Source organism: Halosimplex amylolyticum (genome assembly GCF_051414035.1).
Lineage (GTDB): Archaea > Halobacteriota > Halobacteria > Halobacteriales > Haloarculaceae > Halosimplex > Halosimplex amylolyticum.
Map to the genome: position 1 here is coordinate 999,122 of NZ_JBLKNW010000002.1, position 24,377 is coordinate 1,023,498.

A 24,377-nucleotide genomic window follows, 5' to 3' on the forward strand; every position below is an offset into this window, starting at 1 on the left:
CGTCGAGCCGGGTCGTCACTTCAACTCCTGCCGTTCGAGGGCGCCGACGGGCGCAACGGAGTACAGCCCCAATTTCTTCTTCTCTCGCTCCGTCAACAGCCCCCACTTCTTCTTCTGTCGTTTCGAGTAGCCCGACAGCTCACCGCCCTGGGACCACTGTGACTCGGGCGTCGCCGGCCGCCCGGATTCGAGGCTCGCCGCCCAGGCTTTCCGCTCCTGTTCGGTGAGGTTGTATCCCGGGAGCCGACCGCCGCCCGGGCCCTCGAAGTAGTGGACGACTTTCGGGGGAGCGTGATCGAACCACATCCCGGGGGGGACGGCGGCCCGCTGCCTCGGCGTCGGCGTCGATCCGTAGTCCTTCACGCGCTCGAAGGGCTTGCTGGGGAACAGTTCGAGCTGGTACGGCTCATGGCCGGCCGGGAGCGGTTCCCTGGGTGGTGAACCCGTCGCCGACGACGGAGGCGCGCCCGGTCCCGACCCGCTCCCCATGGGCGTCGCTTCGGTCGGCGAAACCGTCCCCCTGACGGAGGCGTCGCTCCCCGTCTGCGGGGCGATCTCCGGCACGGTGGCTCGGTTTCGAGCGCGCCCGATCCAATCGGCGGCCCGCATGGCGCCGCCGGCGACCGCTCCCAGGCCGAAGTCTTCGACCATGGTCCCGGTCGACGGCGGCTCGACGACGCTCGGATACGCCGACGAGAGCGCCTGCCGTGTGACGTACCCCTCGATGACGCCCATCGACCCGGTCAGCACGGCTGTCTGGGTGGACGTGAGGCTCGCCGTCGTCGTGGCCGTCCCCGCGCCGGTCGCGAACGTCCCGACCCCGACCGTCCCGGCGAGCGCTTCGGCCGCCAGTCCCCCTGTCAGGCCGGCCGCTGCACCGACACTGCCGCCGAGGGCCACGTCGCCCGCGAGACGCCAGCCGGTGTGACCCCGTCCCAGCCCGTAGGCCAGTCCGACGCCGGCACCGACCAGTGCGCCGATCACCAGTGCCGCCAGGATGAACCGGCCGCTCGGGTCGACGAAGTTCACGGGGTCGTGGGCCGCGTACACGTACGGACACGCGCTGTCCCCGAACTCGTGTGGGTCTCGCTGTGCGAACCGGCCCGTCACCGGGTCGTACAGTCGGGCGCGGGCGGGGTACAGTCCCGTCCCGGTCAGCACGGCATGCCCGGCGAACACCGGCCCCGCACCGACGGCCGAAGACGACCGTCGGGTGGTCCCGTCCGGCGCGAAGATCGCCGGTTCGCCGAACGCGCGGTACGCGTATCGCTCCGATGGACGACCCCCGTCGTCGCTCGTCGCCAGGAGGGTGTCGACGGCGTCCTGGTGGCCCCACGCGTTGGTCCCCGTGCTCTGGACGAGGAGTTCGTCGACCCCGATCCCGACGGCCCGCTGGAGGACCGCCTCGCCGCCGTCGTCGTCCTCCTGCAGGCAGTGGTTCGCGAAGTGGACGAGCCCCGTCGTCTCCCCGTCGACGGTCCGCCGCCGGAGCCGTCCCGCCGGGTCGTACGCGAGTTCCGCGACGGTCGCGCCGGACGAGTCGGCGACGCGGACCGGCCGGTGCAGCGCGTCGTACGTGTACCGATAGCGGTCGTCGGAGCGGAGCGGTCCCGCGTTCGAGTACGCGAACTCGGTCGTCGTCGGCGGGTCGGCGTCTGTCGTCCGTGTGAGCGACTCGATCTGGCGCATCCGGGTCACGTCGTAGGACTCCGTCACCCGACCGTCGGGACCCTGCACCTCGCGTTCGAGCCGGTCGTCGGCCAGGTTCACCGCGAAGGCCTCGCTCGCCGTCGGATCGGTCGTCTCCACACCGTCGACGTACGCGTCCGCGTCAGCCTGCGTCGACACGGGCGGCGGAGCGTCGGCGTCGACGCCTTCGACCCGTTCCGTCAACCGGGAGAGGTCGTCGTAGCCGTACGACGTCGGTGCGAGCGGCGCGGGTTCGGCGTGGACGACCCGTCGCCGGCCGGTGCCGTCGTGCGCGTACCGCGTCGCCGCGAGGAGCGACCCGTCGGCCTGCCGATGGGACAGTCCGGTCAGTCGCTGCCCGCCGTCGTACTCGTACTCCGTCTCGGTACCGTTCCAGAGTCGTCGGCGCGCCGGCCGGGTCGGTCCCGCGTACTCGTACTCGACGAGGGTGTCGCCCGCCGCGACGTCGGGACCCGTCAGGGCCGCCGATCCGACAGCGGTCAGGTCGACGGACGCGACCCGGCCCAGGGCGTCGAGGTGCGTCCGATGGCGGCGCCCGTCGGGATACGTCAGGTCGACCGTCCCGGCACCGTCGTCGTAGTCGACGGCGAACTCCCGTCCGTCGAGCGTCTCCGACGTGATCCGGCCGTGGGCGTCGTAGCGGCGTTCGAGCGTGGTGTCGCCCTGCTGGAGCGCGACAGGGCGCCCGAGTCCGTCGCTCGCCATCGCGAGATCGGCCGTCGCCGCGACGTCCGGCCCGGGCGAGAAGGCGATGCGCCGGATCTCGCCGGTCGTGTCGTACGCGTACGTCCGTCGCGTCCCGTCGGCCGAGCGCTCCGATTCGAGCCGACCCGCCGACCCGGGTCGGTACGTCCCTTCCCAGACACTCCCGTCGTCGTACTCGATCGCGGCGAGGCCGTGGTGGGCCGTGTGCTCGAAGCGGGTCTCGGCTCCCTCTGGGTCGACGTACCGCGTGACGCGCCCCAGCCGATCCCGGTTCCAGCGATGCTCGACCGCGGTCGACGGATCACCGGTCGTCGTCGTGCGCGCGACGAGAGCGCCGTCCAGGTCGTACCGGTGCGCTACCCGGTGGCCGAGCGGGTCGACGAAGCCCACGGGGAGCCCTCGTGCGTCGTACTCCGTCCGGTGGGTGTTCCCGAGCGGGTCCGTCACGGCGACGAGGTGCTGTCGCGCGTCGTACGCGAAGGTCGTCCGGAACGCGGTGGTGCTCCCGTCGGGGGCCGTCTCGAGCGCCTCGACGGCCGTCGGATCGTCGGCCCCGTCGAACTCCCACCTGGTCCGGTTGCCGAGCGCGTCGGTGGTCGCGACGACGCGTCCCAGGCCGTCGGTCTCGAAGCTCGTTTCCGCGCCCGCTTCGTCCACCTCCCGCACGAGACGCCCGTCGCGGTCGTACCACGCCGTCCGCGTGCGGCCCGCCACCGTTCGCTCGACGGGGCGGCTCCGCTCGTCGTACTCGTAGGTGACCGCGCCGAGGACGTCGACGGGCGCGTCAGGTCGGGGGAGCCCCCGAATCTCGATCCCCGTCACGTGGTTTCGCTCGCCGTGCTCGTACTCGACGACGGTCCGTTCGCCGTCCGCCCCGGGACGCCGGACACGTCGCACCCGATCCCACGGATCGAATTCGGTGTCCGTACGGAAGCCGTCCGGATCGACGACGGCAGTGCGGTTGCCGTTCCGATCGTACACCAGTCGCCACGTCGCGGCGTCGGCCGTCCCCGCCGCCGCGGTCTGTTCGAGCAGGCGACCGCGCTCGTCGTAGCGGTTGTCGGTCCGGTTCCCGAGCGGGTCGACCACCCGCGTGACCCTGTCCTCGTCGTCACGGTCGAAGTGCCACCGCCGCGGCTCCGCCGTGTTCGCCCCGAACACCGCGCGAGTCACGTGCCCCAGTGCGTCGTAGCGGTACTCGTTGGCGATGAAGGAGTCCTCGATCTCGTCGTCGTCGTAGGTTCCCCGCGGGAGTTCTTCGCGCCGGGGTCGACCGGTCGGATCGTATCGATACCGCACTTCTGCGACGTCCCCGTCGACCGCGGGCAGACGGACCCGCGACAGCCAGCCCAGGGCGTCGTGCTCGTACTCGTGAGTGTTCCCCGCACCGTCGGTGACGCGGGTCAGGTCACCCCGTTCGTCGTACGCGAACCGCTGCGTTTGCCCGACGCCGTCGACGTCCATCGTGGCAGCCGTCAGCTGCCCCGCGTCGTCGTAGGCGAACTCGTGGCGGAACCCCGCTGCGGTCTCGCGGGCGGTGATCCGCCCCGCGCCGTCGTAGGTGATCCGCTCGGCGGCGTCCTGGACGGTCCCGTCCGGGAGCGTCGCGTCGGGGTGTTCGACCCGGACGACGTCCCCGCGGTCCGTGGGCGACTCCTCGTAATCGTAGACGAGGGTCGTCGTGGCCCCGCGCTCGTCGCGGACGGTCTTGGGCCGGTGGTACCGGTCCTCGTAGGTGACGCGGAAGAGTTCGCGGTCCAGCACCGCCGCAGTCGGCGGGGCGGTCAGGACGGCTCGAAGCGCGTTGCCGCGCGCCCGCGGGTCGTCGTTCTCGGCGTCGTAGGCCACGTCGAGTCCGAGTCCGCTGGGTTCGCGCTGGGCGACGAGATTCCCCCGTTCGTCGTATTCGAAAGCGCGCGCGTGCAGTCGATAGCTGCCGTCGAGCGCGAGCCGACGGCGCTCGTCGAGGAGGTCCCCCCGGTAGTTGAACGTGTAGACGACGAGGATCCCGGGGTCGACCACCGCGACGCGCCAGGCGGGGACGTTGATCGCCTCCGGGGTGCGCGGCACCCACTGCAGCCGGGTGGCGCTAAACGTCGCCTCGAACTCGCCGAAGGTCTGGCGGACGACCCGACCGAAGTCGTCGGTCGCGGGGTCGTCGCCGTACTCGTTCTCGACGACGACCGTTCCGCTCGGGTCGATCACCCGCCGGAGCGTGTGCCGCAGTCGGGGGTGGTCGTCGTACCGGTCGTACTTGTAACGCGTGGTGAGTCCGTCGGGGTACTCGTCGGTCACCGGTGTCGTCACGGCGACGAGGTGATCGGCGTCCCGGTCGAACGCGTACCGCCAGCGCCGACCGGTGTGATCGTCGACCGCTGTCAGGCGACCGCGGTCGCCGTAGGTGAACGCAAGGTGCTGACCGGCGTCGTCCTCGACCCGTGCGAGGCGCCCCTCGGCGTCGTAGCTGCACCGAATTGCGTTGCCGTGTCGATCCTCCAGGCGAACGAGTGGGATCCGGCCTCCGTGGGGCCAGCTGTCTGGCCGCTCGAACACCTGGCGTCGCCCGTCCGCGTCGACGATCACGTAGCGCTCGGGAGTCGCCGCCGAGCCCGCACGGTGGTCGAGCCGACGAAACACGCCCGTCGGTGGCTCGTAGCTGCCGTCGGGCTGGCGACGGTAGTGGTCCTCGCTCCGCTGGCCGGTCCACACCGCCACGTCGCCCCCCGGGAGCGGGCGCAGGAAGACGTTGTAATTGTGGTCCCAGTTGTAGCCGAGGGGCCCGTGGGAGACCGGGCCACTCCCGTAGACGCGCTCGAAGCGGAGGGGGAGACCTCGCGAGGGGATTTCGACGTCCGTCTCGGTCTTGACGTACTGCCCGGAGAAGACGTCGACCGGGTCGACGAGCGTGAACGGGTCCTCGCGGTCGTCGCGGGCGAACTCCCGGTGGACGTCGTCGTCGGGCGCTTCGTTGCGGACCACCTCCCGGAGCTTCTCGTCGAGTTCGTCCGGCGCCACCCCGCGATCGGAGAGCGCCGAGACGACGTCGTACTCGGGCATCGGATCCTCGGGGTCGTGGTACTGCTCGGCGAGCGGGCGGCCGTCGTCCTCGCCCGGCGCACGCGGCGAGGCAGACACCGACACCGGCGGCTCGGGGTCGGGGGCGTTTAGCGACGCTGCCGTCTCGGCGCCATCCGCCGGCGCCTCGTCGTCGCCCGTCGCGCCCGGCACCTCGACCAGTTCCGGTTCGAACGAAACGTCCGCGTTTCGGTGCTCCTCGAACACCGCCCGGTATTTATCGAGGCACTCGGCCTCGATCGCCTCCGCATCCCCGACGACTGGAACGCCCGCCTTCTCGGCACTCAGAACGAAATTGAACGCTTCGCACGCGTCCGCCATCGTGACGGGATCGCCGGGAGATACCTCGACGTGGTGCGTCTCGCCGTCGAGATCCGTGTACTCGAACGACAACGGCTCGCTCGCCTCGAATGTGTATGGTGGAGCCATGATATTCGGTCGACGGACTCACTCGATGTCCACGTCGCCCTCGTCGGTCCCGTTCCGTCGGGACGGCGGGTCCCACCTGTCACGCCGCGGCGGGAGCGGCCCTTCGAGACCGAGGGCCGCGCGGCGGAGCTGTCTCGCCTGATCGTGATCCAGTTCGAAGCGGTCCGCGAGTTCGGCCATCGGCGCGCGGAGCAGGCGGCCGCGCGAGACGCCTGGCGCGTGCGCCGCCACCGCTTCCCGGACCTCGGGCGCGAGCCCTTCGATCTCGGTCACGTCCTCGTTGTCGGGGTGGTCGCTCTGCCACACCAGTTTGGACACTGTGCGGGACAGGAACTCCGTCTCGGCGAAACTGCGGCTCCCGTACGGGTAACGGTCCACGTGGTTGACCCCCCGCACGAGCGTTCGGCCGATGTCCGCCCGGAGCCTGTTGGCCTCTCGCACGGACATCTGCGCGTCGCTCCCGACGGGCGCAGCCACGGTATCGTCGAGCGTCACCTCCAAGGTGACCGCATCTGAGAGGTCGATAGAGCGAGACGGCCGCTCGCACCCACAACAGACGCCCCGTCCGGTCAACCAGAGGTTCTGGTCGTAGTCGGACACCGTCGGCTCCGTCTTGCGAATGTAGACCGTCGCCTGCAGGTCTAGCCACCCCTCGTGACATGCGTTGTCCTGTCCCCAGCCCCGGTCCTCGAATCGCGTGTCGACCTTGCCGTGGATGGTGACGTGGTCTCTCTCGATCGCCGTGAATCCGGTTTCGCGGACGCGCTCGCCGCTCTTCGAGGTTATCTCCGCACCGCCGTTTCGACCGACGTCTACTTCCCACCCCGCGGGCGGCCGGTAGGTCTCGGACGTCTCGGCCTCGGTCGTGTTCGAGTCGTCGCCGAACCCGCCGCCGGTGTCGACGCACGGTGCCTCCACGTGGAGCGTGAGCGATGCCGTGTCCGTCTCGTGCTCGAAGTTGGGTTCGCTGGCGATGTGAGCGGTCTCCAGGTACGCCTCGACGCCCGGCGGACACATGTCGTCGGGGCGCATGACGACCAGCATGAACTCCTGAATCCCCTCGAGCAGCCGCGGCCCGTTGACGAACGTCTCCTCGGCCTGGACGACGTGTGGCCGGGGAAGCATGTAGAACACGGCTCGGTTCGTTCCGAGGTGGTAACTCGTGAGCTGGTGGTACATCTGCGTGAGTTGGGTGGTGTGCGAGTAACTCTCGCGCAGCTCCCGCGCCCGGTCGGTCGTCCGGACGTCCGTCCGCTCTTCCTTGTCGATGTCGCGAGTTCCCCACTGTCCCTGGACGCCGAGTTCGCCGCCGCCCTGCTGCGTCTCCACGCCGACGTTGAACCCGCCGAACACGTCGAGCACCTCGTGGGTGTCCGTGGTGGTCGTCCCCTTGCGGACGTTGACGTTCTCCAGCGATCGCGACATCTGTTCGCCCGTCTCCGTCACGGTCTCGTACACTTCCCGCTTCTTCGGTTCGAAGTCGACGAAGTACGGGTACGCCGAGACAGGAACCGCTTCCTCCGCCTGCGCTTCCTGCCCGAGTTCCTCCTGCTCTCCCTCCTGGTGGGCCTCGACGATCACGCCGCCGTCACCGTCGTCGGAACCCCCGTTGCCGCCGTCGCCGTTGCCGTCACCGCCGTCGGTGTCCCCGCCGTCACCGGGTTCGTCGTCGCACCCGTCGTAACCCGCCGGCGGGGCGACTGCGACTTCCAGGATCGCCCCGAAACAGCCGTAATAGTCGCTCACGATGTCCTTGTAGTTCTCGATCAACCCCGGGTCGTTCCAGTAGGAATCTACCCGGCGCTCCGACAGTCCGACCTCTTCGGGATCAGGCTGGTAGCCGGTGACCGTCCCGATCACCTTCAGGTACGAGACGATCTGTCCGTCGTACTCCTGGTACTCCGCCGGCGGTTCGTAGGAGAACACCGCAACCGACGACCGCCACCGATAGGGGAACTCCCGATCACATACCGCCCGATCTATCATTCGTCCACTCACGCACTCTCGTTCCCACGGGATATCAACCGGAAGGGACAGATTGTCTAACGACATTGGCCATTCAGTGTACACTATGTCACGATCTACCATTACCTCTCCGTATAGTCATTCCCTATGATTCAATTAAAATATATATCACACTGTAGCTGTCGAGTGAGATCGGGGCGGAGGTTTCGGTTCGAGACCGGGAGACTTCGCTCGTTCCGACGGCTATCCACATGCGTATCGAATACCGCTCACGTAGCCGCACGTGGCCGTGTCGGAATCCTCAGTCAGTGCGCTATCGCGTCGCCTGTTGCCCGCTGTATTCACCGGGATGGGTTTCGGCCACTCTCTTCACGCCGACTCCACGGGGACTCCAGCCCCCGATTTAGAGGCGCATCGCGACTCGATTCGAATGAGAACAGTGGGCTGAGTGGGCGATTCGAGTATTGGTCCGATAGCACTGAATTTCGAGTGCGGTTGTCCATCTCTTTCTAGTGGCGAAGTACCAGACGAACAGCAGCGAGATTACGATGGCCCGAACTCCCCCAGTCCCGACTGATCGTGGCCGAGCGGTTCGATCACGGTCGCCTCGTCGTTGCCCGGGTTGTTCACCTGCGTCGAAATCTCGTAGGCGTCCAAGTCTGCGGCAGGATACGGCCGACAGAGCGCGGCCCGTTCGTCCGGACCCGCAGTCAACCACTGGTCTTCGGCGTCGGCCGGCAGCACGACCGGCATTCGGTCGTGGATGGGCGCCATCAGGTCGTTCGGCTCGGTCGTCAGGATCGTCACACAGGCGACGTCCTCGTCGTCACCTGTCCAGGTCTCCCACAGCCCGGCGATTGCGAAAGCAGGATCGTCCTCGCGATAGATGCGGTACGGTTGCTTCGGCCCACCGTTTCGTTGTTGCCACTCGTAGAAGCCCGACGAGAGCACGAGACACGGCCGCGATTCCCAGGCGTCCTCGAAGGCGCGTTTTTCGGCCGCCGTCTCGGAGCGCGCGTTGATGAAGCCCTCCTCTGGCTCGTCCGCCCACTCGGGGATGAGTCCCCAGTGGTACTGTTCGATCGCGTCGGTCGACTCGTTCGTGATGACTTCGAGCGGGTCGCCCGGCGCGATGTTGTACCGCGGCGTGTACCCGCCGTCGGCGACGACCGTCGCTTCGAACCGATCTACGAGGTCGTCCTGCGGAACGAACAGCGATGTCCGACCACACATGGGTTCGCTTACGCGCTCCGTGGGCTTGAACTCCCGACCCGCTGGTGGCCGACCCTCGTGTCGAGAAAACCTACGCGGAGTCGACCCGGTGAAACGGGCACGACATGTTTCTTCCCGATGAGGTTCAGGAAGCCCATACCGAGCGATAGAATCACCGTCTCTATCGTGGGGCCCAACAGCATGTGTAACGCCCCCAGGAGAGAGCGATACCGATCCCGCCCCATGGCATCGAGGGCACGCCGAACTGCTGCTCGCCGGCCTGCTGACACAGCGCGATCATGAAACCGACGACCAGCGCCTCACACAGGTAGTAGAGGAGTTGCATGAGGAATACGGCCGCTGCGTCTGGCGAACCGTACGTGGACGCAAAGATTGCGTGCTCGCCGAATGTCCGCAGGGCGAGGTCTTCCGATCCAATTGTCCACATCACGAGATTATCGGCAGCATGGAGGACGACGGCAGCAGGGATTCCAACGAAGACGGCGCCGGTATACTCCCACGTGAGCAACTGTCCGAGGAGGTCCCGCTCCCGACTCCAGGAGGCGACGATTCTGACAGCGAGCGCCCAGATGACGACGACAAGTAGGCGGTTCAGCGCCATCACCGCGGGGTCAGCGAAGGGAAAATCACTCAGGGCCGGACTCCCCGGAACCAGCGCGTCGGTCGGGAACACTGCGCCGACATCCCAGAGCAAGACGACCTGGAGGAGTGCGACGCCGGCAAGTTTCTACGCCTCTACACTCGAGCCAATCTGTCGGGTGCCCGCCGGCGCGGGGTGAAGGAGCATCAGAATCGCTTGGGACCATTTCGTGCGGTACGCATCCCCAGCCATTGTGATTTTCCTCGTTCTCAGTGCCATGATCGTACGAGATATGGGTTTGCAGGGTTCCATATACCAGCGGTTTCGGATACCAAGGAAGTGTCCATCCTCGCTGTCCAGGGGTGTCGTTGCACTTCAAGATATCGGCCGCCGTCTATTCACGTATGAGTGCATCCACCACAAGTGGGTCTCGTCGAATGGCCGAAACGAACCGCCAGTTCCCGGCGTACGGGCCTATTGAGTCGGTTCTTGGCTACGTACTGTTTTACGTCGTTATCGGCCGCGTGACGCCGGCCATCGTCACGGTGTTCAGCGACACGGTCCTCGATCTGTCACCGTCGTTCGTCCGATTCGGGCTCGCGATCGCACTCTGGTTCGTATTGGTGGTAACCGCGATCGACCAAACACGGCGTCAACTTGCGGCGCTCGGCGTCGGCACGTACGCCGCCGAACTACGCGTGTGGTCGCGCGTCACTCCGTCGTCGCTCCGAACGGTAGGATATCTCCTCGCAGTAATCGCTGGCACTGTCGTCGCCGTGATAACGTTCGACCGTGCAGTCGAGGCCCTGCTATCGCTGATCCCTGTCGTCGCCACCGTCGACGTCGTCGCGTTTGACCTCGTCGAGTTGTTCGTGATGGTCGTGTTCTTTCTCTCCTACAGCGTCGCAGCTCATTCCCTCGATAGACTGGTAATTGGCGGGGTTAGGACATTGACATCCGATTGGTTTTGATAGCGGCTCCTGGCTCTCGTCTCGCTGGCCACTCCTCGCTCCGAGCCAGGGATAGATACGATGCACTCAGGTCGCTACCGACTGGTCGATACCTATCCTCGACCGATCCGGTCGATGTCACACGCCGAGAGGACACGGAGGACGTGCTCGCGGAGCCGATCGGTCGCAAGCGACCCAGTGACGTGGCCTTTCTCCAGTACGGACAGTGACATCCCCGCGTAGGCCGGGCGTTGTCGGTCGTACTCGATGATGCGGTCGTACCGGGCGAGAAGCGGGACACAGTTGGCCGCCTCGACGTCCCTGAACTCCTCCTCGAAGTCGAGCACCTCACGGAGGTGATCCGGACGTCTCTGGGCTGGTCCGGCGGTCATCTTCCGATAGACGGACGAAACGAACATCTCGCCCAGTGCGGCCCCAGCGAAGATCGGGACGTACCGATGGACGGTGTCGAAGCAGGCCCGGTGGAGGTTGACAGCCCAGCCACCGAGGCTGATACCCGATGCGAGGACCGGGCTACTGGTTCGGTCGCTCGCCTGTGTCGCGAGCGCGTCGATGAGGGCGGCCGAGGCGGCGAGCATCCCGACGAAGTTCTCGAGTTCGCCCATTGCCCGAGCGTAATCCATGTTCGACCCGTCGTGGAACGGTGCCCTGACGGCGACGACGTTGGCCGGGATCACGTCGTCAGTTGCGACGAACAACCGCCGAAACGAGTTCGAACTGAACCGCCCGAATTCGAACGGTCGCTCGCCACTCCCGTGGTGATAGATGAGCGTCGGATAGTCCGGGCCACGCCATTGCCAGGGCATGTAGGCTGCCACGAACGCCCCGACCGGTGTGTTGACGGTTACAGTTCGCTCACCAGCATTACCGAGATCGTCGACACTGGCCTCCGATTCACTCGCCACCTCGATGAGCGGTCGTGAGTCGAGTGACCGAGCGAAGAACTTCGCATCGCGCAGGAGGAGTGCACTGACCTGGATGGTCCCGACGTCGACGAGTTCGTGGATGTTCGCCATCTGACTTGGAAGCCCGGTTCGGACACTCTTAGTTCTCCACGTCGGCATCGGTCCCTCGCTGGCCACTAGCGCCTCCCGGTAGAGAGCCGTCTTCGGGGTTCGACTATCGATGAGCAAACGTAGGTTGTTCGGTTGGCGGGCCCCTCGGTCGAACGGACAGGTCTCACGCGACGTGGAGGGTCCCTCGTCGTTGCCGCCGGTCTCCCTCGAGCACGACCCTCCAATCGCGCCAGTCGGACCGTTCCGGGGCGTGCGAACTGGATCGTTGTGTTCGGTCGATGGGTCCCCGGGCTCGGAGGGGCCGGTAGGGTCGAGAATCGTGGACTGGTTTATCCGGTTTGCGATCGATAGTTTCAGCCGGGGAAAACTCATGGGGACATCGAATCTTCAGCGGTCATCCGACGAGCGACGACAGAGCAGTATACGGCGCCTGGCCGTGGGGGGGCTCGTCTTCGTCTGCGGGTACGCCGCAATCCGCCCCTGGCTCAACAACTGGGGCGCCACCGACGCAGAAATCACACGGCCGTTGCCTGGCGATACCCTCGTTCCGGACCCGAACTACGAGGCGACACGCGCGATTACGATCGACGCGCCGCCGGAGGAGGTCTGGCCGTGGATAGTTCAGATGGGTGCCGGTAGAGGTGGGTTGTACAGCTACGATTGGCTCGATATCCTGTTCGGAATTCTGGATGAGCCGAGTGCGAACGAAACCCTTCCCGAGTACCAGACCCTCGAATCGGGTGACACGATCCCGCTTGGAGACGAGGGCGAGGGTCTCCTGGTCAGAGCCGTCGAACCCGAACGAGCGCTCGTCACCGTTCCGGAGAGCCTTCCAGAGGGAACGTTGACGTGGGTTTTCGTCCTCGAACCGCTCGAGAGGGGTCGAACACGCCTCCTGACGCGGAATCGCGGATCCATCGACTGGTCTCTCCGGTGGCTGATTACCCTCGCCGTTATCGAACCGGCCGCGTTCCTGATGACCCGCAAGATGCTACTCGGGATCAAACAGCGAGCCGAGGCACATACGGCTCTCTAGATCGTCTGGTGGAAGCAGTTCCGCGAACTCGTCATCAAGTGCGTCGTTCACAATCTGGAGCGAAGCCTCGCTATTTCATACGAGGACGGCGAATGTCCGTGATCCGAAAGGAACGGGGCGCTGAATACAGAGGATGGGTCCAGCGTGCGACGATATTCACTCTGGCTGTTAGATCGGCGGTTGATTGGCTCAGATGGGGTGTCCTCGGTTCCGCTAATATGCGTCGTCCCCGTCTCCTTCGAAGAATTTTACCTTCGATGGGAACAGACTCCCGACAAATCCCCCGCCGGTCAACAGTACCCCGAAAAACATCATAACGGGCCCCTGGAGGTCACCGGTGTACAGCAACCACAGAAGGTAGACGCCCGCACCAAACAAACCGAGGGAGAGAACTCGCTTCACTTGTCGCCATATTCTGACTGCCTTGTCGAGTGTTGCCATGATCCAACTTGTATATTATCTCACCTTATTTCTTGCCGTGGTAGTCCAGTAACTAGGAGGTCCAGAGGGCTGATTGACGCCGTCCAGGCCGCTACCTTCGATCTTGGCTTGATCTTTGAAATCGCGCTGTGTATGCAGACATACTCCGACGACCTCACGGATATCTGCCAGTCGTCCCATGCTGCAGACAGAGGCTGTATGCAGCGGCAATTCACCACCTGTGTCAGTACGGGCAGGTCCGCTGTTATTTTCGCCCCATTGGTCGGCTCATCCGTACAGATAAATCGTTTCTCCACTCGCATCGCCCCGCTCCGCCAGGCTACCCGCTCGAACCACTCGGATCCCAGGGTGAGAACCCACAACGTATAATAGTTATTAAATAATCATTAAGACAACCCGTCTTGACTACCACTTGCATGTCAGAAACTATCACGCAGGTTCTGAAATCGCTGGAAGCGCGGCGAGCACTGGCGTTCACCATCGCGGGAGTACTCATGGCTGCCAACCTCGCGATCCTGCTGTTCAACTTCTCGGCAGGGACGGAGGACCAATTCATGGACCTTGGGCAGGCGTTGATCGGGGGCTCATGGGCGGTTGGATTCCTCGGGTTGCTCGGGTTCTATCCGAGTCTGTCCGAACGAAGCCGGTGGCTCACCAGGATCGGTGGGATAGCCTCCATCGTCGGGTTCGTCGCGATGGTGGCCATGGCGATAATCTCGTTTAGCCTGTTCACCGATCTCCTCGGTGGCGGGCTCGATTCCTACGTCCCGCTGTTCCTCCCGGGTATCTTCATCGGCATCGTCTTCGGATTCGGTTCGTTCGGCATCGTGACGCTCCGATTCGGGACGTACGCGACGACGATAGGAGCGCTCTTCCTGTTGCTCGTCTGTACGTTCCTCTTCAACGTCGGCACGGGGATCGCTGACGTCCTTCCCTACCTCACGAAAGTCATCGGCGTCGTCACAGTCCTGACGGTGACGAATTTGGCACTGGGCCACCTGCTGCGGACGGGGAGGGCCGAACCATCGGCTACCGACGCGAGCGTGCCTGATTCGGCTGCGTAATCGGGTTCCCGGTCCGCTTTGTCGGGGCTGAACCGTCCATGGTCCACAGAGGCCTTCTCCATGGATAGAAATGGTTGGCGTAGAATCGTTCCGTACGTTGTTGGAAACGGGCTGTGTCGAAAACGTAGCAACTGTATCGACGGATCCGACGGCCGAAGCCCTACTGTGTTGTCGTGGCCGATACGCGCTGTGTATGCAGACATACTCCGACGATCTCACGGATATCTGCAAGTCGTCCCATGCTGCAGACAGAGGCTGTATGCAGCGCGTCCGGACGATACTCCCATATTTACGCCATGAGGATGGGTTCAGGTGTCTCATCACGGCCAACCAGGAACCGAGTGGGCGGATCGGCACCGCAGAGCACTAACTACGCGACACACTCACGAAGATGTTCTCACAGATCGGCAGTTCGAACTTCTATTAGAGGCCTGCTCGGCGCTCTCGGAACCGCACGATTCGAATTCCACAGCATGAACCCTGCCAGTGCGGATACTGCCAACAGCAGGCCAGACAGGAAGCTGAACACAACGAAGACCTGTCTCTATCGGACGCCATCGTGTCTCGGTGGCATCCAAAGACCGTCGCGTCCGCTCGGCTCATCCCGTTCGATCTCTCGCTCCGTCTGGAGCTGTGTTTTGAACGCTTCGCTGCTCGGTACGATGGGGCCCCCCGCTCACGGTCAACGGTCAACAGAAGAGTGCAAGCTGCAGCAAATGAAGCCGGCCTCTCGGGTCACGTCTATCCACACTGTCTGGAGCCACAGCGGCCGGTTATCACGCTTACAAAGGTGTCGCCCCCGTACCGCTACAGGCACTGATGGGCTAGAGTGATCTGGCAACCGCGCAGAAGTATATCCGTATCTCGGGGACGGCAACTGCTGACGCGTTGCGTCGAGTCCACCATCGATAGACACTCTCGCATAGTCGCAATTGATTCAACTGACACGCCCCTGTTTCTTCGATGTGTGTCCCCAGGTCTCACTTAGCGAAAAGTGCGAGAACCTCTACGAACAGGTCGGGCTTGATACGTCATATCTTGTTTTGATGACGATGTCCGGTGTGCTTGCTGGCGTGGCTCTCCTAACTAACTCGGTTCCAATCCTCATCGGCGCGATGGTCATTGCCCCGGCATTGACGCCATTGGAACTCGTTTCCGCTGGCATTGCTGCCAACCGGTTGAAGCGAGCCGGATTCGGGGCGTGGGTCGCGTTCGGCGGTCTTTTCGCTGCGACTGCTGGGGCGATGGTAACGACGGTGATACTGAACATGACAGGAGTTCTCCCACCTGCGGAGAACCTCATCGAGAAACCGCTACTCGAGGAACGCATTACGGCCGGCTGGTACAGCGTTCTTGCCGCTGCCGCGGCGGGTATCGCGGCGGGGATAGCGACCGACGAAGATCGGACAGACACTCTGGTCGGCGTCGTCGCTGCCCTCGCACTCGTCCCGGCCGCAGCTGCTGGGGGAATAACATTACTGTCACGAGCGCCTGCGAGAGCCAGTGGCGGCCTACTCTTACTCGTCGTAAATGCAGGCATGGTCGTGATAACTGGGACGCTAACACTCTGGCTCCACACTCGTGGCGATAGTGAAGCACACACAGCCTAATAGGCATGCAACGTACCTATCGCCTGTTTCGCTCATCCATGCCAAATCGAACGTGCTTCTATCCTAATTCATCCCCTGTACTGAAGGATTCCAGTACCGAGCTTTGGGCCGTATCTTGCGAAATACGCGCTGTGTATTCAGCACGGCTACTGAAACCCATCACCGCGTGAGGGTTTCAACAAGGTCGGCTTCCCCAGATCCACTCACTCGCGGATTCACTCCCGGACAGTCGCTCCAGCCCTCCCCGGATATCTCGAACTCACTGTTCGGCACGAGTCTTTATCCCGAGCATCATTCCGCGTTCCATGACGAAATGCGGCAGTTCGTACGCGAGATATCGCACGACGTACCCGGCGGCTGTTCGGTTCCTGGGTTTCCGTCCGCGGACGATGAAGCGCGTCGTCTCTTCGCCTTTCGGATCGAGATGGAACGTCCACGTCCCGCCGTCGTGTCCCCGGAGAACGAGCGTTCGGCCAGGATCGACGTGTTCGACGGTCATCGAGGTGGCCGGGCTCTGGAACCAGTAATCTTCGCGGACCATTCGGATCGAATCCCCTTCCTCCAACTCCTGGAACTCCGGGACGATTCGATCGGCGTTGTGGATGTCTGCACCGACCAGGTTCTCGAGCCAGGTGTAGCTGTAGAAGCCGCCGCGTCCCTGCCCGAGTTGAACGACCCACGGCCAGACATCGGTACTCGGCGCCGAAACCGTGACCGCCCGCGTGGTTTCGTCACTCGGTTCGGGGACGACATCGTCACCTGGAAGCTGTCGATTCACTTCCCCGTCAGTGGCCCCCCACGTTCTGTGCCAGGGCCGAACAAGGGCGTGATACACGGCCAGCATCGCGCCCAGGGAGAGGACGGCTATCCAGGTACGTCCGGACCGACTGACCGATGCAGTTGTCGATTCCGTCGTGCCACTAAGTCTCGACTGTTCTATCATTCGGACTTCCCCGGTCGTCGATTGCACGCGGAGGGTCAAGAGGTATGATCCCGAGCCACGAGAGGGACGAGCGACCGTGATGACCGAATCGAGGCGTTCTCTCCCCGCCGTCGGGGAACTTCAGTCGCCTCGTGTATCTGACGAGCGACGACGCTCTCTCATCTCACGCCGAGCAAGCAATCCCGCCCCGGTGGCGCTGATGACCACGAGGGCGAGTAGCCACATGAGCACGGCATGGGAGACGTTCATTGGAGCGAGGGCTACCCAGTCCGGGACGCCTTCGACGATCGCTCGCTCCAGATCCAGTGGGACGAGTCCTCCCGCAGCGTTCTCCGTCCCGTGCATGAGCATTGCCAGGAGGATACTCCCGCCGGAGCCGTTGTACACCCACGCGAGCAGGATCGAGAATGCAACGATGCCGACGAAGTAGGCGAGCTGGGAACGCAACGGCCACTGGGAGTGGACCGCCGTCGGATCGAAGAACAGGGGCAGGTGCCAACCGCCCCACAGTACCCCGATGATCACGGCGGCCCGCAGCCCACCGTACTGTTTCTGGAGTTCTGGCTGGGCGAAGCCGCGCCAGCCCAGCTCCTCTTGACCGCCGCCAATGGTGGTCCCGAGGAAAATCCCGATGCCGAGGGTTATCGGGTCGAACGCGAACGACGCGAAGTCGACCGGGCCACCGACCAGCTGGAGGACGGCACCGGAACCCAGCGCGACGATCACGGGGATACCGATGGCCGCCGCGTACCACTTCGGATGCACGCGCCAGCGGACGACCCGTCCGAGCCAGCCCCGAAGGCTTTCACCGCTGATCGAGAGGACGATCCCCGCGGCGATAGCCGGCCCGAGGGTGCTGAGAAAGCCACTGATGATCCAACGCGTCCAGGAGGGCTCCATCCCGAGTACCAGGACGGCGGCGTCCAAACTCCAGGAGATGGCGTACGCGAAGAGGAAGAACGACGCCACCCGGTGGCTTCGAATCCAGTTGCCTGTTCCAGAGACCATACGGGAAAATGGCGTCTCAGGAGGTTATACTATAGGGCGCCGTTCCGGCTTGCAAGAATCGCTGTGGACGATTACGAGGCTGCGAGGGACAGTACCTACGTCCGTCGTCATCTGCGGTTCTACTCGCTGGCCGTGGGCTGCAACCGTACGGACGAGACCCATCTCCCGAACGGGCCAGCGGACAGAGACCGGACGCGGTCGCCACAACCGACTCACCGGAAGACGAGGAGGGCCACGACGGCGACGTTGATCGCCACGCCGACGACGCCCTTCTCGACCAGCAGGTCGAACCGGCCGTCCCACATCACGACGAGGACGACCGTCGAGAGGACGGCGGCGCCGACCAGCACTGGTGTCGCCCAGTCTCGGTCGAGTCCGTACCCCACACCGCCCGCGAGGAACCCTGCCGCGACGAGGACGTAGAGGACGCTCGCCAGCGAGAGAATCGTCCCCTCGGCCAGCAGGTCCGAGAGCAGCCAGGACTGGCCGTTCCAGCCCATCGCGTCCTCCACCTCGACCCACCCCTGGCTCAAGACGACGTACCAGAGGTGGACGAGCCCGTGTAGCGCGAGGAAGACCGCGACCGCGAGTCTGAGTATCACCGTCCCCACTCCCGGATCCGATCGCTCCCCGTCGCGGTCCGGCCCGCCCGGGCGAGTCGTTCGGCCCGGCTCCGTATCCCCCGGAGCATCCCGTCGGTCATCAGCGACGAAACCGGGTCGAGAGCTGTGAGGGAGGCGACCCGGACCACCGGGTTCTCGGGCAGGCGGATGCGCGAACGCACCAGCAGCCGCGTCGTCGTCTCGTCGACGGGATCGAGCACGAACGACCAGACCCACCAGGTCGGATCGTCGGGCGTTCGCAGTACGAGCGACTCCTCGTGGTCGAACTCGGCTACCTCGAGTGTCGCGTCGGGGAACCGATCGGCACGGCCGAGCCGGACCGTGTCGCCGACCTCGAGATCTTGCCACTCCGGTCGAATCTCGTCGGCGTTGTGGATGCCGAGCCCCACGAGGTTCTCGGCCCACTCGTAGCTGTAGAAGCCGCCCTGTTCCTGCCCGAGCTGGACGAGCCACGGCCAGACGGCGTCTGCCGGCGCAGCGATGTCGACCGCCATGGTTGACTCGGCACCAGGGTCTGGGAGCAGATCGTCCCCAGGGAACGGCTGCGCGGTCTCTGCCTGCGTCGCACCCCAGTTTAGCATCCGCGGGCGGAGGAGCTTCGAGTACGCTGCCAGGAGGAGTGCGACACCCGTCGCCCATCCGATTCGCCGCCGCCACCGCTCCGTCGTCGTCGCGGCCGAGTTGTCCGATGCGAGCCGGTCAACCTCCCGAACTTTGGTCATACGATTTCCTCCTGGATCAACGTAGTCGCGCTGACGACATAGTCGTGAACCCGTCCTCGCTGAACCTACGCCCCCGGCGACCAGTAGTACGGCGTCGGAGATGGACGTCACCCGGGTTGCAGTCGTCGTGCTCGCGCTCGCCTTCGTCGCGACGCCAGCGCTCGCACACGTGCCGGCGTTTCCCGGCGACGACACGACGACGTCCGAGTTCCTGCAAACTCCGGGTCCGTGGCATCCGTTCGAACGATCGAGGGTGTGTCAGAGATCGGTGCTTTCACTCTGGCGGATCCTCGTCCTCGTTTCGCCGTTGGAACGCGGTCACCCCGGTATCCACTTCGAGGTAAAATGCGTCGATCTCTTCACGGAGACCGCTTCGCTCCAGCGTCTCCAGGAACAACGGTTTACCGCGGGCTACGGTAAAGCGGATCCCGCGTTCGTGGAGTTCGTCGACCAGATCGTGTAACGTCTGGTGCGCCGTCGAGTCGATGTCGATGATCGCCCCGGCGCTCAGCATGACTTCCTGCGCCGGCGGCTCGGCCGATTCGACCAGTTCGAGTACCTCGTCAGTGAGGACCTCGGCGTTGGCGAAATAGAGCTGCGCGTCGAACCGATAGATGATCAGTCCCGGAACGGACTCGCCATCGGGGACCGACTCGGCGCTACGGAACCGATCGGTTCCCGGAACTCGAATCAGTTCCGCAGTGTTGGGCTGGTACGGCTTGACCGCGGCATCGAAGAGGGAGAGGACGACGGCGACGAGGATTCCGACGAGGACCCCGACGAAGACTACCAGCGCGGCGGTGACCAGCGCCAGCCGGAAGTCGAATCTGTTGATTCTCCTGACCCGGCGAAACTCCGTGACGTCGACCAGTTCCGTCGCCGCTACCAGAAGGACGCCGGCGAGGGCCGCTCGCGGAAGGGTTCTGAACAGCGGCGTCAGATAGAGAAGCGTCAGGACGACGAGACCGAGTGCCACGAGGTTAGAGAGCTGTGTCTTGGCTCGTGCCGCGTCGTTGACGATGCTCCGGGACTGGCTTCCGTTCACGGGGAATCCACCCACCAGGCCGGAGCCCACGTTGGCCGCGCCGAGGCCGAAGAACTCTTGGTCGGCGTCGACGTCGTACTCGTTTCTCTGTGCCAGCGATTGCTCGGTGAGCAGACTGTCGACGTACATCAACAGCGCGACTGCGAGCGCCGGCCCCAGCAGCGACCAGAGGTCGGCTACGGCGAGGGTGGGAACGCCGAGGGCGGGGAGACCGGGTCGAATGTCGCCGACGATGGCAACCCCTCTGGTCGTGAGATCCCCGACTGCCACCACGATGGTCGCCACCGTCATCCCGATCAGATACGCGGGGATACGGGGCCCGAAGCGTCGAGCGAGGAGGACGACGAGAACGGTGAGCGTCCCGACGGCGAGCGCCCACACGTTGAGTTCGTCGAGCGCCCAGACGGTAGCGACGAGCGTGGGCGCATCGATCCCCAGGAGTCTGTCGAGCTGGCCGGTTGCGATGATGATCGCCGAGCCGAAGATGTAACCGATGAGCACCGGGCGGGACAGGAACCGAGTGATCCAACCGAGTTCGAGAATCCCGCCCAGTATCGAGAAGAGTCCGACGAAGATGGCCAACGCCGACGTGAAGACCAGATACTGACCGGGGTCGCCGCCCGCGAGCGGCGACACGATCGCCGCCACCAGGAGGGCGACCGTTCCCTCGGGGCCCACGTTCAACTGTCGCGAATGTCCGAACACGGCGTACATGGCCATCGATCCGAGCGCAGTGTACAGGCCGACGACCGGCGGGACACCGGCCAACGACGCGTAGGCGAGCGCCTGCGGAACGAGCATGGCCCACAGAGTGGCACCGGCGAGGAGATCGTCCGTCAGGTACTCTCTCCGGTACCCTGTGACGAGTTCGATAAGCGGGATTCGGGAGCGTAACCGTTGTACGACGCCCGTCTCCAGATCGACCATGCGTTGCGATATTTGCTACTGTTTCCGTTCCGCTCCCGCGTCAGAACAGGCAACGAACGTCTTTACGTATTCGACGTCGTCGATGTCCTCGTTCTGTGACCTGTTCCGACGGCTGTGCTGAACACGCCGCGAGTCCACTCACAGTTCGACCCGATGGACAGTGTCTCTCGTAGGGTACGACCACGTCGCGGATATCACTTGGGCATTGTCGTGCCAGTGAACTGTGAGTCCTGGACGTTTCTTCGAACGTTCGATGACGTCCTCTCGGAGTCGTCCGGTATCGTCAGCAGGCTGTTCGAGGGACGAACCGCTCAATTCGAGTCCGGCCATTCGGGTGGATACGGACCCCGAATGAGCGATCGGGGCAGACGTTCCTCGACGACAACTGGGCGAACTGGCACGCTCACTTCGACGAGGCCAAAACGGAAACTCCGGCTCATCTCGGAGCCAGCGTGTGATATCGAAGGGATCCCTCGAGAAGAACCGGCCGAGAAGAGGGGATAATCCTCGGGGGTTCGCGCGAAGAAACGATGGCGGACCCTGGAGTGGAACGGCTCGTCGTGCGTCGAGGTCCCTCCCTTTCGTTCTGGACATCACGCGAATCCGTCGGAACGGGGCATGCCACTTGCAGACGTACCTACCGGCTACTGGAGTTGTCCAGACCAGATCAGTCCGCGTTCACTGCGCTGCAACCATCCGCTGCGTTCAGCATCCGATTTCTTCCCGTTTCCGGGATCACACCCGGACCGACACTTTCGGTCCGGCAGTCGTCCCCGGAGTCCCGAATTCAGCGTTCTCGATTCTTCAGTAATCGATTACGGCGGTTCCGGAACTCCGCTTCGTCGATCTCTCCTCGTGCGTATCGACGCTGGAGGGTTTCCATCGCGGAATCGTCACGCCGGGACGGAGCGTCATCTCGCCCGAGCGCCCAGTAGAGCAGTCCGCCGACCAGACCCACCACCCCGAGTGCCCCGCCGACGAACGGCAGTCCGCCAACCCGTCCACCGTTCCGTCCGTTCATCATTCCAGGCCCAGAACCTCTCCCGGGCCCCATCATTCCATCACCGGAGTTCTCGTCATCTCCGGTGGTGGATCCATACGCTATCGCGCCCTGTTCGACGATCGCATCGCTATCTGGTACGTCGCCGTCCGGAATCGGACTCTCTTCGGCTGGACCGCCGGGACTGCCGACGACGATGCGACCGACCATCCCGACCGACTTGTGCGGGATGCAGTAGTAGTCGTACGTGCCCGGTGCTTCGAACGTGTGCTCGAACCCCCCCGACGAGACGACGCCACTGTCGAACGCGCTGGCACCGGATGGGATCCGGTTCTCGTACGCCGTCGCCGAGTGTGTTCCGGCAGCAAGCTCGAAGCGGACGGTCGCGCCGGGTTCGATCCGAAGCCCGATCGGGTCGAAGTAGTTGTTCCCCATCTCGACGACGGGCGTCTCCTGTGCGGCGACTGGTTGGGTGAATCCCGCACTCGCGACTGTGCCGGCACCGAGCGCTCCCAGGAACCGGCGTCTACTGTAGTCCGTCATGTGTGTTGGTTGGTTTCTGTTATCCGTGGACGATGCTGGCGAGTCGGCGCACGAGTCCGGTCGATTGCCGGTCAGCGCTTTCGATTGCTGCCTCGAGATCGTCCCGATCGACGATACCGACGAATTCGGCAGCCTGTTCCCCGTTCGCGGAGACGAGTGTCGTCGGCGTCTTCCGGACGCCGTATTCCTCGGCCGTCTCCAAGTCGTTCCGGATGTCGACCTCTCGAAACTCGACGGCCGGGTACTCGTCCTCGAGGCCGTCGTTTTTCTCCCGCTGTGTCGCGCATGCTCCGCACGTCTCTTGGGTGAAGAGGATGACTTCGATCACGTAGTACAATACGGTATTGGGACTTAACCACATTACTATCTGGGATCGGAAGCTGAGAGAGCTCCCTCCCTTCGATTCGAAGACGCGGTCACCGTAGCCGCGGGAGGACGCACCTCGGTTCGTACTCGCTGGGTTACTCCGACCGTTCGAGCCTGTCGCGGCGGGCTTCGAACTCTTCGTCAGTGAGGTCGCCACGAGCGTATGCCGTACGGAGTTCCTCCATCGCGGGGTTTCGAGACGTCCGCGTTTCGCTCATGCGCTGGAGGACGAGGTAGCCACCGCCGAGGAGGACGAGGAGGAAGACGAGCGGGACGAGCATCCCCACGAACGGCCACCATCCACCAGTACCGCCATACTGACCCATCATGCCGCCGTATCCCATCATCCCGCCGAATCCCACTCCCATCGTGAGCAACGGGAGCAAGACGATCGCTGCCAGGATCAGGAGAACGATGGTCGCGGTGTCGAGCTGGTTCGACGAAGCCATCCCGATCAGGCCCCCGACCCGGATGCTCGTTCGTCGGTAACGGCAGCGAGAACGCGCTCGAATCGTTCGGTGACCTCGGTCGCGATGGAGTCGAGCGCATCGTTGTCTGCGATACCGACCAGCTGCTGCGGATCGACGGCACTCACGACGATATCGCCGTCGTCGGTTTCGTAGACGATGATGTTACACGGGAGGAGTGCCCCGAGTTCGATCTCTTCGGTCAGTCCCTCGTGTGCCAGTGGGGGATTGCATGCGCCGAGAATGCGGTACTGGCGGAACTCTTCGCCGAGTTTCTCTTCGAGTGTCGCCTGGATGTCGATGTCACAGAGGACGCCGAATCCTTCGTCTTCGAGCGCAGCGATCGTCGCGTCGACGACGTCGTCGAACTCGCCGGTCAGTGATACTTGCATTGTATAGTCCATTATATGAAATACTATCCCCACGTTGTTAAGGGTTGGGTTCTAGCGGGAGGTCGTGTCTTGTCTTGCGTTGGTGAATCACGGTGCTCGGTTGCAGCGATGGAAACGGTCAGGGCCGTCAGCAGTGGCCTTGCCCGTACATCCCGCCCCTGTGGTCGTCGTCAGCCCCGTCGTGGTATTCCTCGTCAGCCACGTCCTGGGCCATCTCGTCGACGGTCACACCCATGTGCGATTCCATCCACTCGACACTACCAGGGCCCATGTGCTCGGTCATCTGCGCTTCCATCCAGGCGGCCCAGTCATCTGCGGTGGCATTGTCCGTGGGCGCGTCGTCTGCGGTCGTGTCGTTGCCGTGTGCGCTGACCACGGGGGTGGCGGACGCGAGTCCGACGATGGCGAGCGCCACGAGCAGCCAGCGGCCGAGTTTGAAGGTGGTCATTGTCTTTCTCCTCGGTTACTCGTAGGACTGCTCGGGAGTTATCGGCGTGGGTGTGAAT

Annotated in this window: 20 protein-coding genes; 4 read left to right on the forward strand and 16 right to left on the reverse strand. The window is 64.3% G+C overall.

The window, feature by feature from the left end; all coding sequences use genetic code 11:
* Positions 1 to 15: 15 nt before the first annotated feature.
* The 4 genes from ACMGFE_RS15235 to ACMGFE_RS15250 form a co-directional block, all read right to left on the reverse strand.
* The gene (locus ACMGFE_RS15235; protein WP_436926063.1) at positions 16 to 5,919 is read right to left on the reverse strand and encodes an RHS repeat-associated core domain-containing protein; all 5,904 of its coding nucleotides are present in this window, start codon (positions 5,917 to 5,919) and stop codon (positions 16 to 18) included.
* Positions 5,920 to 5,937: 18 nt separating this feature from the next.
* A complete protein-coding gene (locus ACMGFE_RS15240) occupies positions 5,938 to 7,905 on the reverse strand; it encodes a hypothetical protein (RefSeq protein ID WP_436926064.1) in 1,968 nt (655 codons plus the stop codon).
* 522 nt (positions 7,906 to 8,427) lie between these two features.
* Positions 8,428 to 9,117 carry an SOS response-associated peptidase gene (locus ACMGFE_RS15245; protein WP_436926065.1) on the reverse strand — a complete coding sequence of 230 codons (690 nt, stop codon included), beginning with the start codon at positions 9,115 to 9,117 and terminating at the stop codon, positions 8,428 to 8,430.
* A 160-nt stretch (positions 9,118 to 9,277) separates the two neighbouring features.
* Positions 9,278 to 9,718, reverse strand: coding sequence for a hypothetical protein (locus ACMGFE_RS15250; RefSeq protein WP_436926066.1), 441 nt, complete (start codon positions 9,716 to 9,718; stop codon positions 9,278 to 9,280).
* 416 nt (positions 9,719 to 10,134) lie between these two features.
* Between ACMGFE_RS15250 and ACMGFE_RS15255 the strand changes: the two genes are divergently transcribed.
* Positions 10,135 to 10,668, forward strand: a complete 534-nt coding sequence (locus ACMGFE_RS15255) for a hypothetical protein (RefSeq protein ID WP_436926067.1) — start codon at positions 10,135 to 10,137, stop codon at positions 10,666 to 10,668.
* 92 nt (positions 10,669 to 10,760) lie between these two features.
* On the opposite strand, the gene ACMGFE_RS15260 is transcribed toward ACMGFE_RS15255, so the two are convergent.
* Positions 10,761 to 11,684, reverse strand: a complete 924-nt coding sequence (locus ACMGFE_RS15260; RefSeq protein WP_436926068.1) for a hypothetical protein — start codon at positions 11,682 to 11,684, stop codon at positions 10,761 to 10,763.
* A gap of 319 nt (positions 11,685 to 12,003) precedes the next feature.
* Between ACMGFE_RS15260 and ACMGFE_RS15265 the strand changes: the two genes are divergently transcribed.
* Positions 12,004 to 12,720, forward strand: coding sequence for a hypothetical protein (locus ACMGFE_RS15265; RefSeq protein ID WP_436926069.1), 717 nt, complete (start codon positions 12,004 to 12,006; stop codon positions 12,718 to 12,720).
* A 213-nt stretch (positions 12,721 to 12,933) separates the two neighbouring features.
* Here the strand turns inward: ACMGFE_RS15265 and ACMGFE_RS15270 are convergent, their stop codons facing one another.
* A complete protein-coding gene (locus ACMGFE_RS15270; RefSeq protein ID WP_436926070.1) occupies positions 12,934 to 13,161 on the reverse strand; it encodes a hypothetical protein in 228 nt (75 codons plus the stop codon).
* A gap of 416 nt (positions 13,162 to 13,577) precedes the next feature.
* Between ACMGFE_RS15270 and ACMGFE_RS15275 the strand changes: the two genes are divergently transcribed.
* Both ACMGFE_RS15275 and ACMGFE_RS15280 read left to right on the forward strand, forming a co-directional pair.
* Positions 13,578 to 14,225, forward strand: coding sequence for a hypothetical protein (locus ACMGFE_RS15275; protein ID WP_436926071.1), 648 nt, complete (start codon positions 13,578 to 13,580; stop codon positions 14,223 to 14,225).
* Between the two features lie 965 nt (positions 14,226 to 15,190).
* The gene (locus ACMGFE_RS15280) at positions 15,191 to 15,835 is read left to right on the forward strand and encodes a DUF389 domain-containing protein (protein ID WP_436926072.1); all 645 of its coding nucleotides are present in this window, start codon (positions 15,191 to 15,193) and stop codon (positions 15,833 to 15,835) included.
* Between the two features lie 259 nt (positions 15,836 to 16,094).
* Here the strand turns inward: ACMGFE_RS15280 and ACMGFE_RS15285 are convergent, their stop codons facing one another.
* The 10 genes from ACMGFE_RS15285 to ACMGFE_RS15330 all read right to left on the reverse strand — a co-directional run bounded on the left by ACMGFE_RS15285 (position 16,095) and on the right by ACMGFE_RS15330 (position 24,319).
* The gene (locus ACMGFE_RS15285; RefSeq protein ID WP_436926073.1) at positions 16,095 to 16,778 is read right to left on the reverse strand and encodes a hypothetical protein; all 684 of its coding nucleotides are present in this window, start codon (positions 16,776 to 16,778) and stop codon (positions 16,095 to 16,097) included.
* 120 nt (positions 16,779 to 16,898) lie between these two features.
* Entirely contained in the window at positions 16,899 to 17,786 is an 888-nt protein-coding gene (locus ACMGFE_RS15290) for a CPBP family intramembrane glutamic endopeptidase (RefSeq protein ID WP_436926074.1), read from the reverse strand.
* Between the two features lie 212 nt (positions 17,787 to 17,998).
* Positions 17,999 to 18,388 (reverse strand): hypothetical protein, encoded by a 390-nt coding sequence (locus ACMGFE_RS15295; protein ID WP_436926075.1) that lies wholly within the window; start codon positions 18,386 to 18,388, stop codon positions 17,999 to 18,001.
* On the reverse strand, positions 18,385 to 19,131 hold the full coding sequence (locus ACMGFE_RS15300; protein ID WP_436926076.1) for a hypothetical protein: 747 nt from the start codon (positions 19,129 to 19,131) through the stop codon (positions 18,385 to 18,387). Before ACMGFE_RS15300 ends, ACMGFE_RS15295 begins: the two co-directional genes overlap by 4 nt.
* Before the next feature lie 274 nt (positions 19,132 to 19,405).
* A complete protein-coding gene (locus ACMGFE_RS15305; protein WP_436926077.1) occupies positions 19,406 to 21,103 on the reverse strand; it encodes a SulP family inorganic anion transporter in 1,698 nt (565 codons plus the stop codon).
* 787 nt (positions 21,104 to 21,890) lie between these two features.
* Entirely contained in the window at positions 21,891 to 22,646 is a 756-nt protein-coding gene (locus ACMGFE_RS15310; RefSeq protein ID WP_436926078.1) for a plastocyanin/azurin family copper-binding protein, read from the reverse strand.
* Positions 22,647 to 22,665: 19 nt separating this feature from the next.
* Positions 22,666 to 23,169: a thioredoxin family protein gene (locus ACMGFE_RS15315; protein WP_436926079.1), complete on the reverse strand. Its 504-nt coding sequence runs from the start codon at positions 23,167 to 23,169 to the stop codon at positions 22,666 to 22,668.
* The gene (locus tag ACMGFE_RS15320) at positions 23,108 to 23,461 is read right to left on the reverse strand and encodes an SHOCT domain-containing protein (protein ID WP_436926080.1); all 354 of its coding nucleotides are present in this window, start codon (positions 23,459 to 23,461) and stop codon (positions 23,108 to 23,110) included. The genes ACMGFE_RS15315 and ACMGFE_RS15320 overlap by 62 nt, the downstream gene beginning before the upstream one ends.
* A 5-nt stretch (positions 23,462 to 23,466) precedes the next feature.
* A complete protein-coding gene (locus ACMGFE_RS15325; RefSeq protein WP_436926081.1) occupies positions 23,467 to 23,883 on the reverse strand; it encodes a DUF302 domain-containing protein in 417 nt (138 codons plus the stop codon).
* A 115-nt stretch (positions 23,884 to 23,998) separates the two neighbouring features.
* Positions 23,999 to 24,319, reverse strand: coding sequence for a hypothetical protein (locus ACMGFE_RS15330; RefSeq protein WP_436926082.1), 321 nt, complete (start codon positions 24,317 to 24,319; stop codon positions 23,999 to 24,001).
* Between the last annotated feature and the right edge of the window lie 58 nt (positions 24,320 to 24,377).

Coding starts and splice junctions, on each gene's coding strand:
- ACMGFE_RS15235 (WP_436926063.1), bottom strand. CDS start 5,919: ATGGCTCCACCATACACATTCGAGGCGAGCGAGCCGTTGTCGTTCGAG.
- ACMGFE_RS15240 (WP_436926064.1), bottom strand. CDS start 7,905: ATGATAGATCGGGCGGTATGTGATCGGGAGTTCCCCTATCGGTGGCGG.
- ACMGFE_RS15245 (WP_436926065.1), bottom strand. CDS start 9,117: ATGTGTGGTCGGACATCGCTGTTCGTTCCGCAGGACGACCTCGTAGAT.
- ACMGFE_RS15250 (WP_436926066.1), bottom strand. CDS start 9,718: ATGGCGCTGAACCGCCTACTTGTCGTCGTCATCTGGGCGCTCGCTGTC.
- ACMGFE_RS15255 (WP_436926067.1), top strand. CDS start 10,135: ATGGCCGAAACGAACCGCCAGTTCCCGGCGTACGGGCCTATTGAGTCG.
- ACMGFE_RS15260 (WP_436926068.1), bottom strand. CDS start 11,684: ATGGCGAACATCCACGAACTCGTCGACGTCGGGACCATCCAGGTCAGT.
- ACMGFE_RS15270 (WP_436926070.1), bottom strand. CDS start 13,161: ATGGCAACACTCGACAAGGCAGTCAGAATATGGCGACAAGTGAAGCGA.
- ACMGFE_RS15275 (WP_436926071.1), top strand. CDS start 13,578: ATGTCAGAAACTATCACGCAGGTTCTGAAATCGCTGGAAGCGCGGCGA.
- ACMGFE_RS15285 (WP_436926073.1), bottom strand. CDS start 16,778: ATGATAGAACAGTCGAGACTTAGTGGCACGACGGAATCGACAACTGCA.
- ACMGFE_RS15290 (WP_436926074.1), bottom strand. CDS start 17,786: ATGGTCTCTGGAACAGGCAACTGGATTCGAAGCCACCGGGTGGCGTCG.
- ACMGFE_RS15300 (WP_436926076.1), bottom strand. CDS start 19,131: ATGACCAAAGTTCGGGAGGTTGACCGGCTCGCATCGGACAACTCGGCC.
- ACMGFE_RS15305 (WP_436926077.1), bottom strand. CDS start 21,103: ATGGTCGATCTGGAGACGGGCGTCGTACAACGGTTACGCTCCCGAATC.
- ACMGFE_RS15310 (WP_436926078.1), bottom strand. CDS start 22,646: ATGACGGACTACAGTAGACGCCGGTTCCTGGGAGCGCTCGGTGCCGGC.
- ACMGFE_RS15320 (WP_436926080.1), bottom strand. CDS start 23,461: ATGGCTTCGTCGAACCAGCTCGACACCGCGACCATCGTTCTCCTGATC.
- ACMGFE_RS15325 (WP_436926081.1), bottom strand. CDS start 23,883: ATGGACTATACAATGCAAGTATCACTGACCGGCGAGTTCGACGACGTC.
- ACMGFE_RS15330 (WP_436926082.1), bottom strand. CDS start 24,319: ATGACCACCTTCAAACTCGGCCGCTGGCTGCTCGTGGCGCTCGCCATC.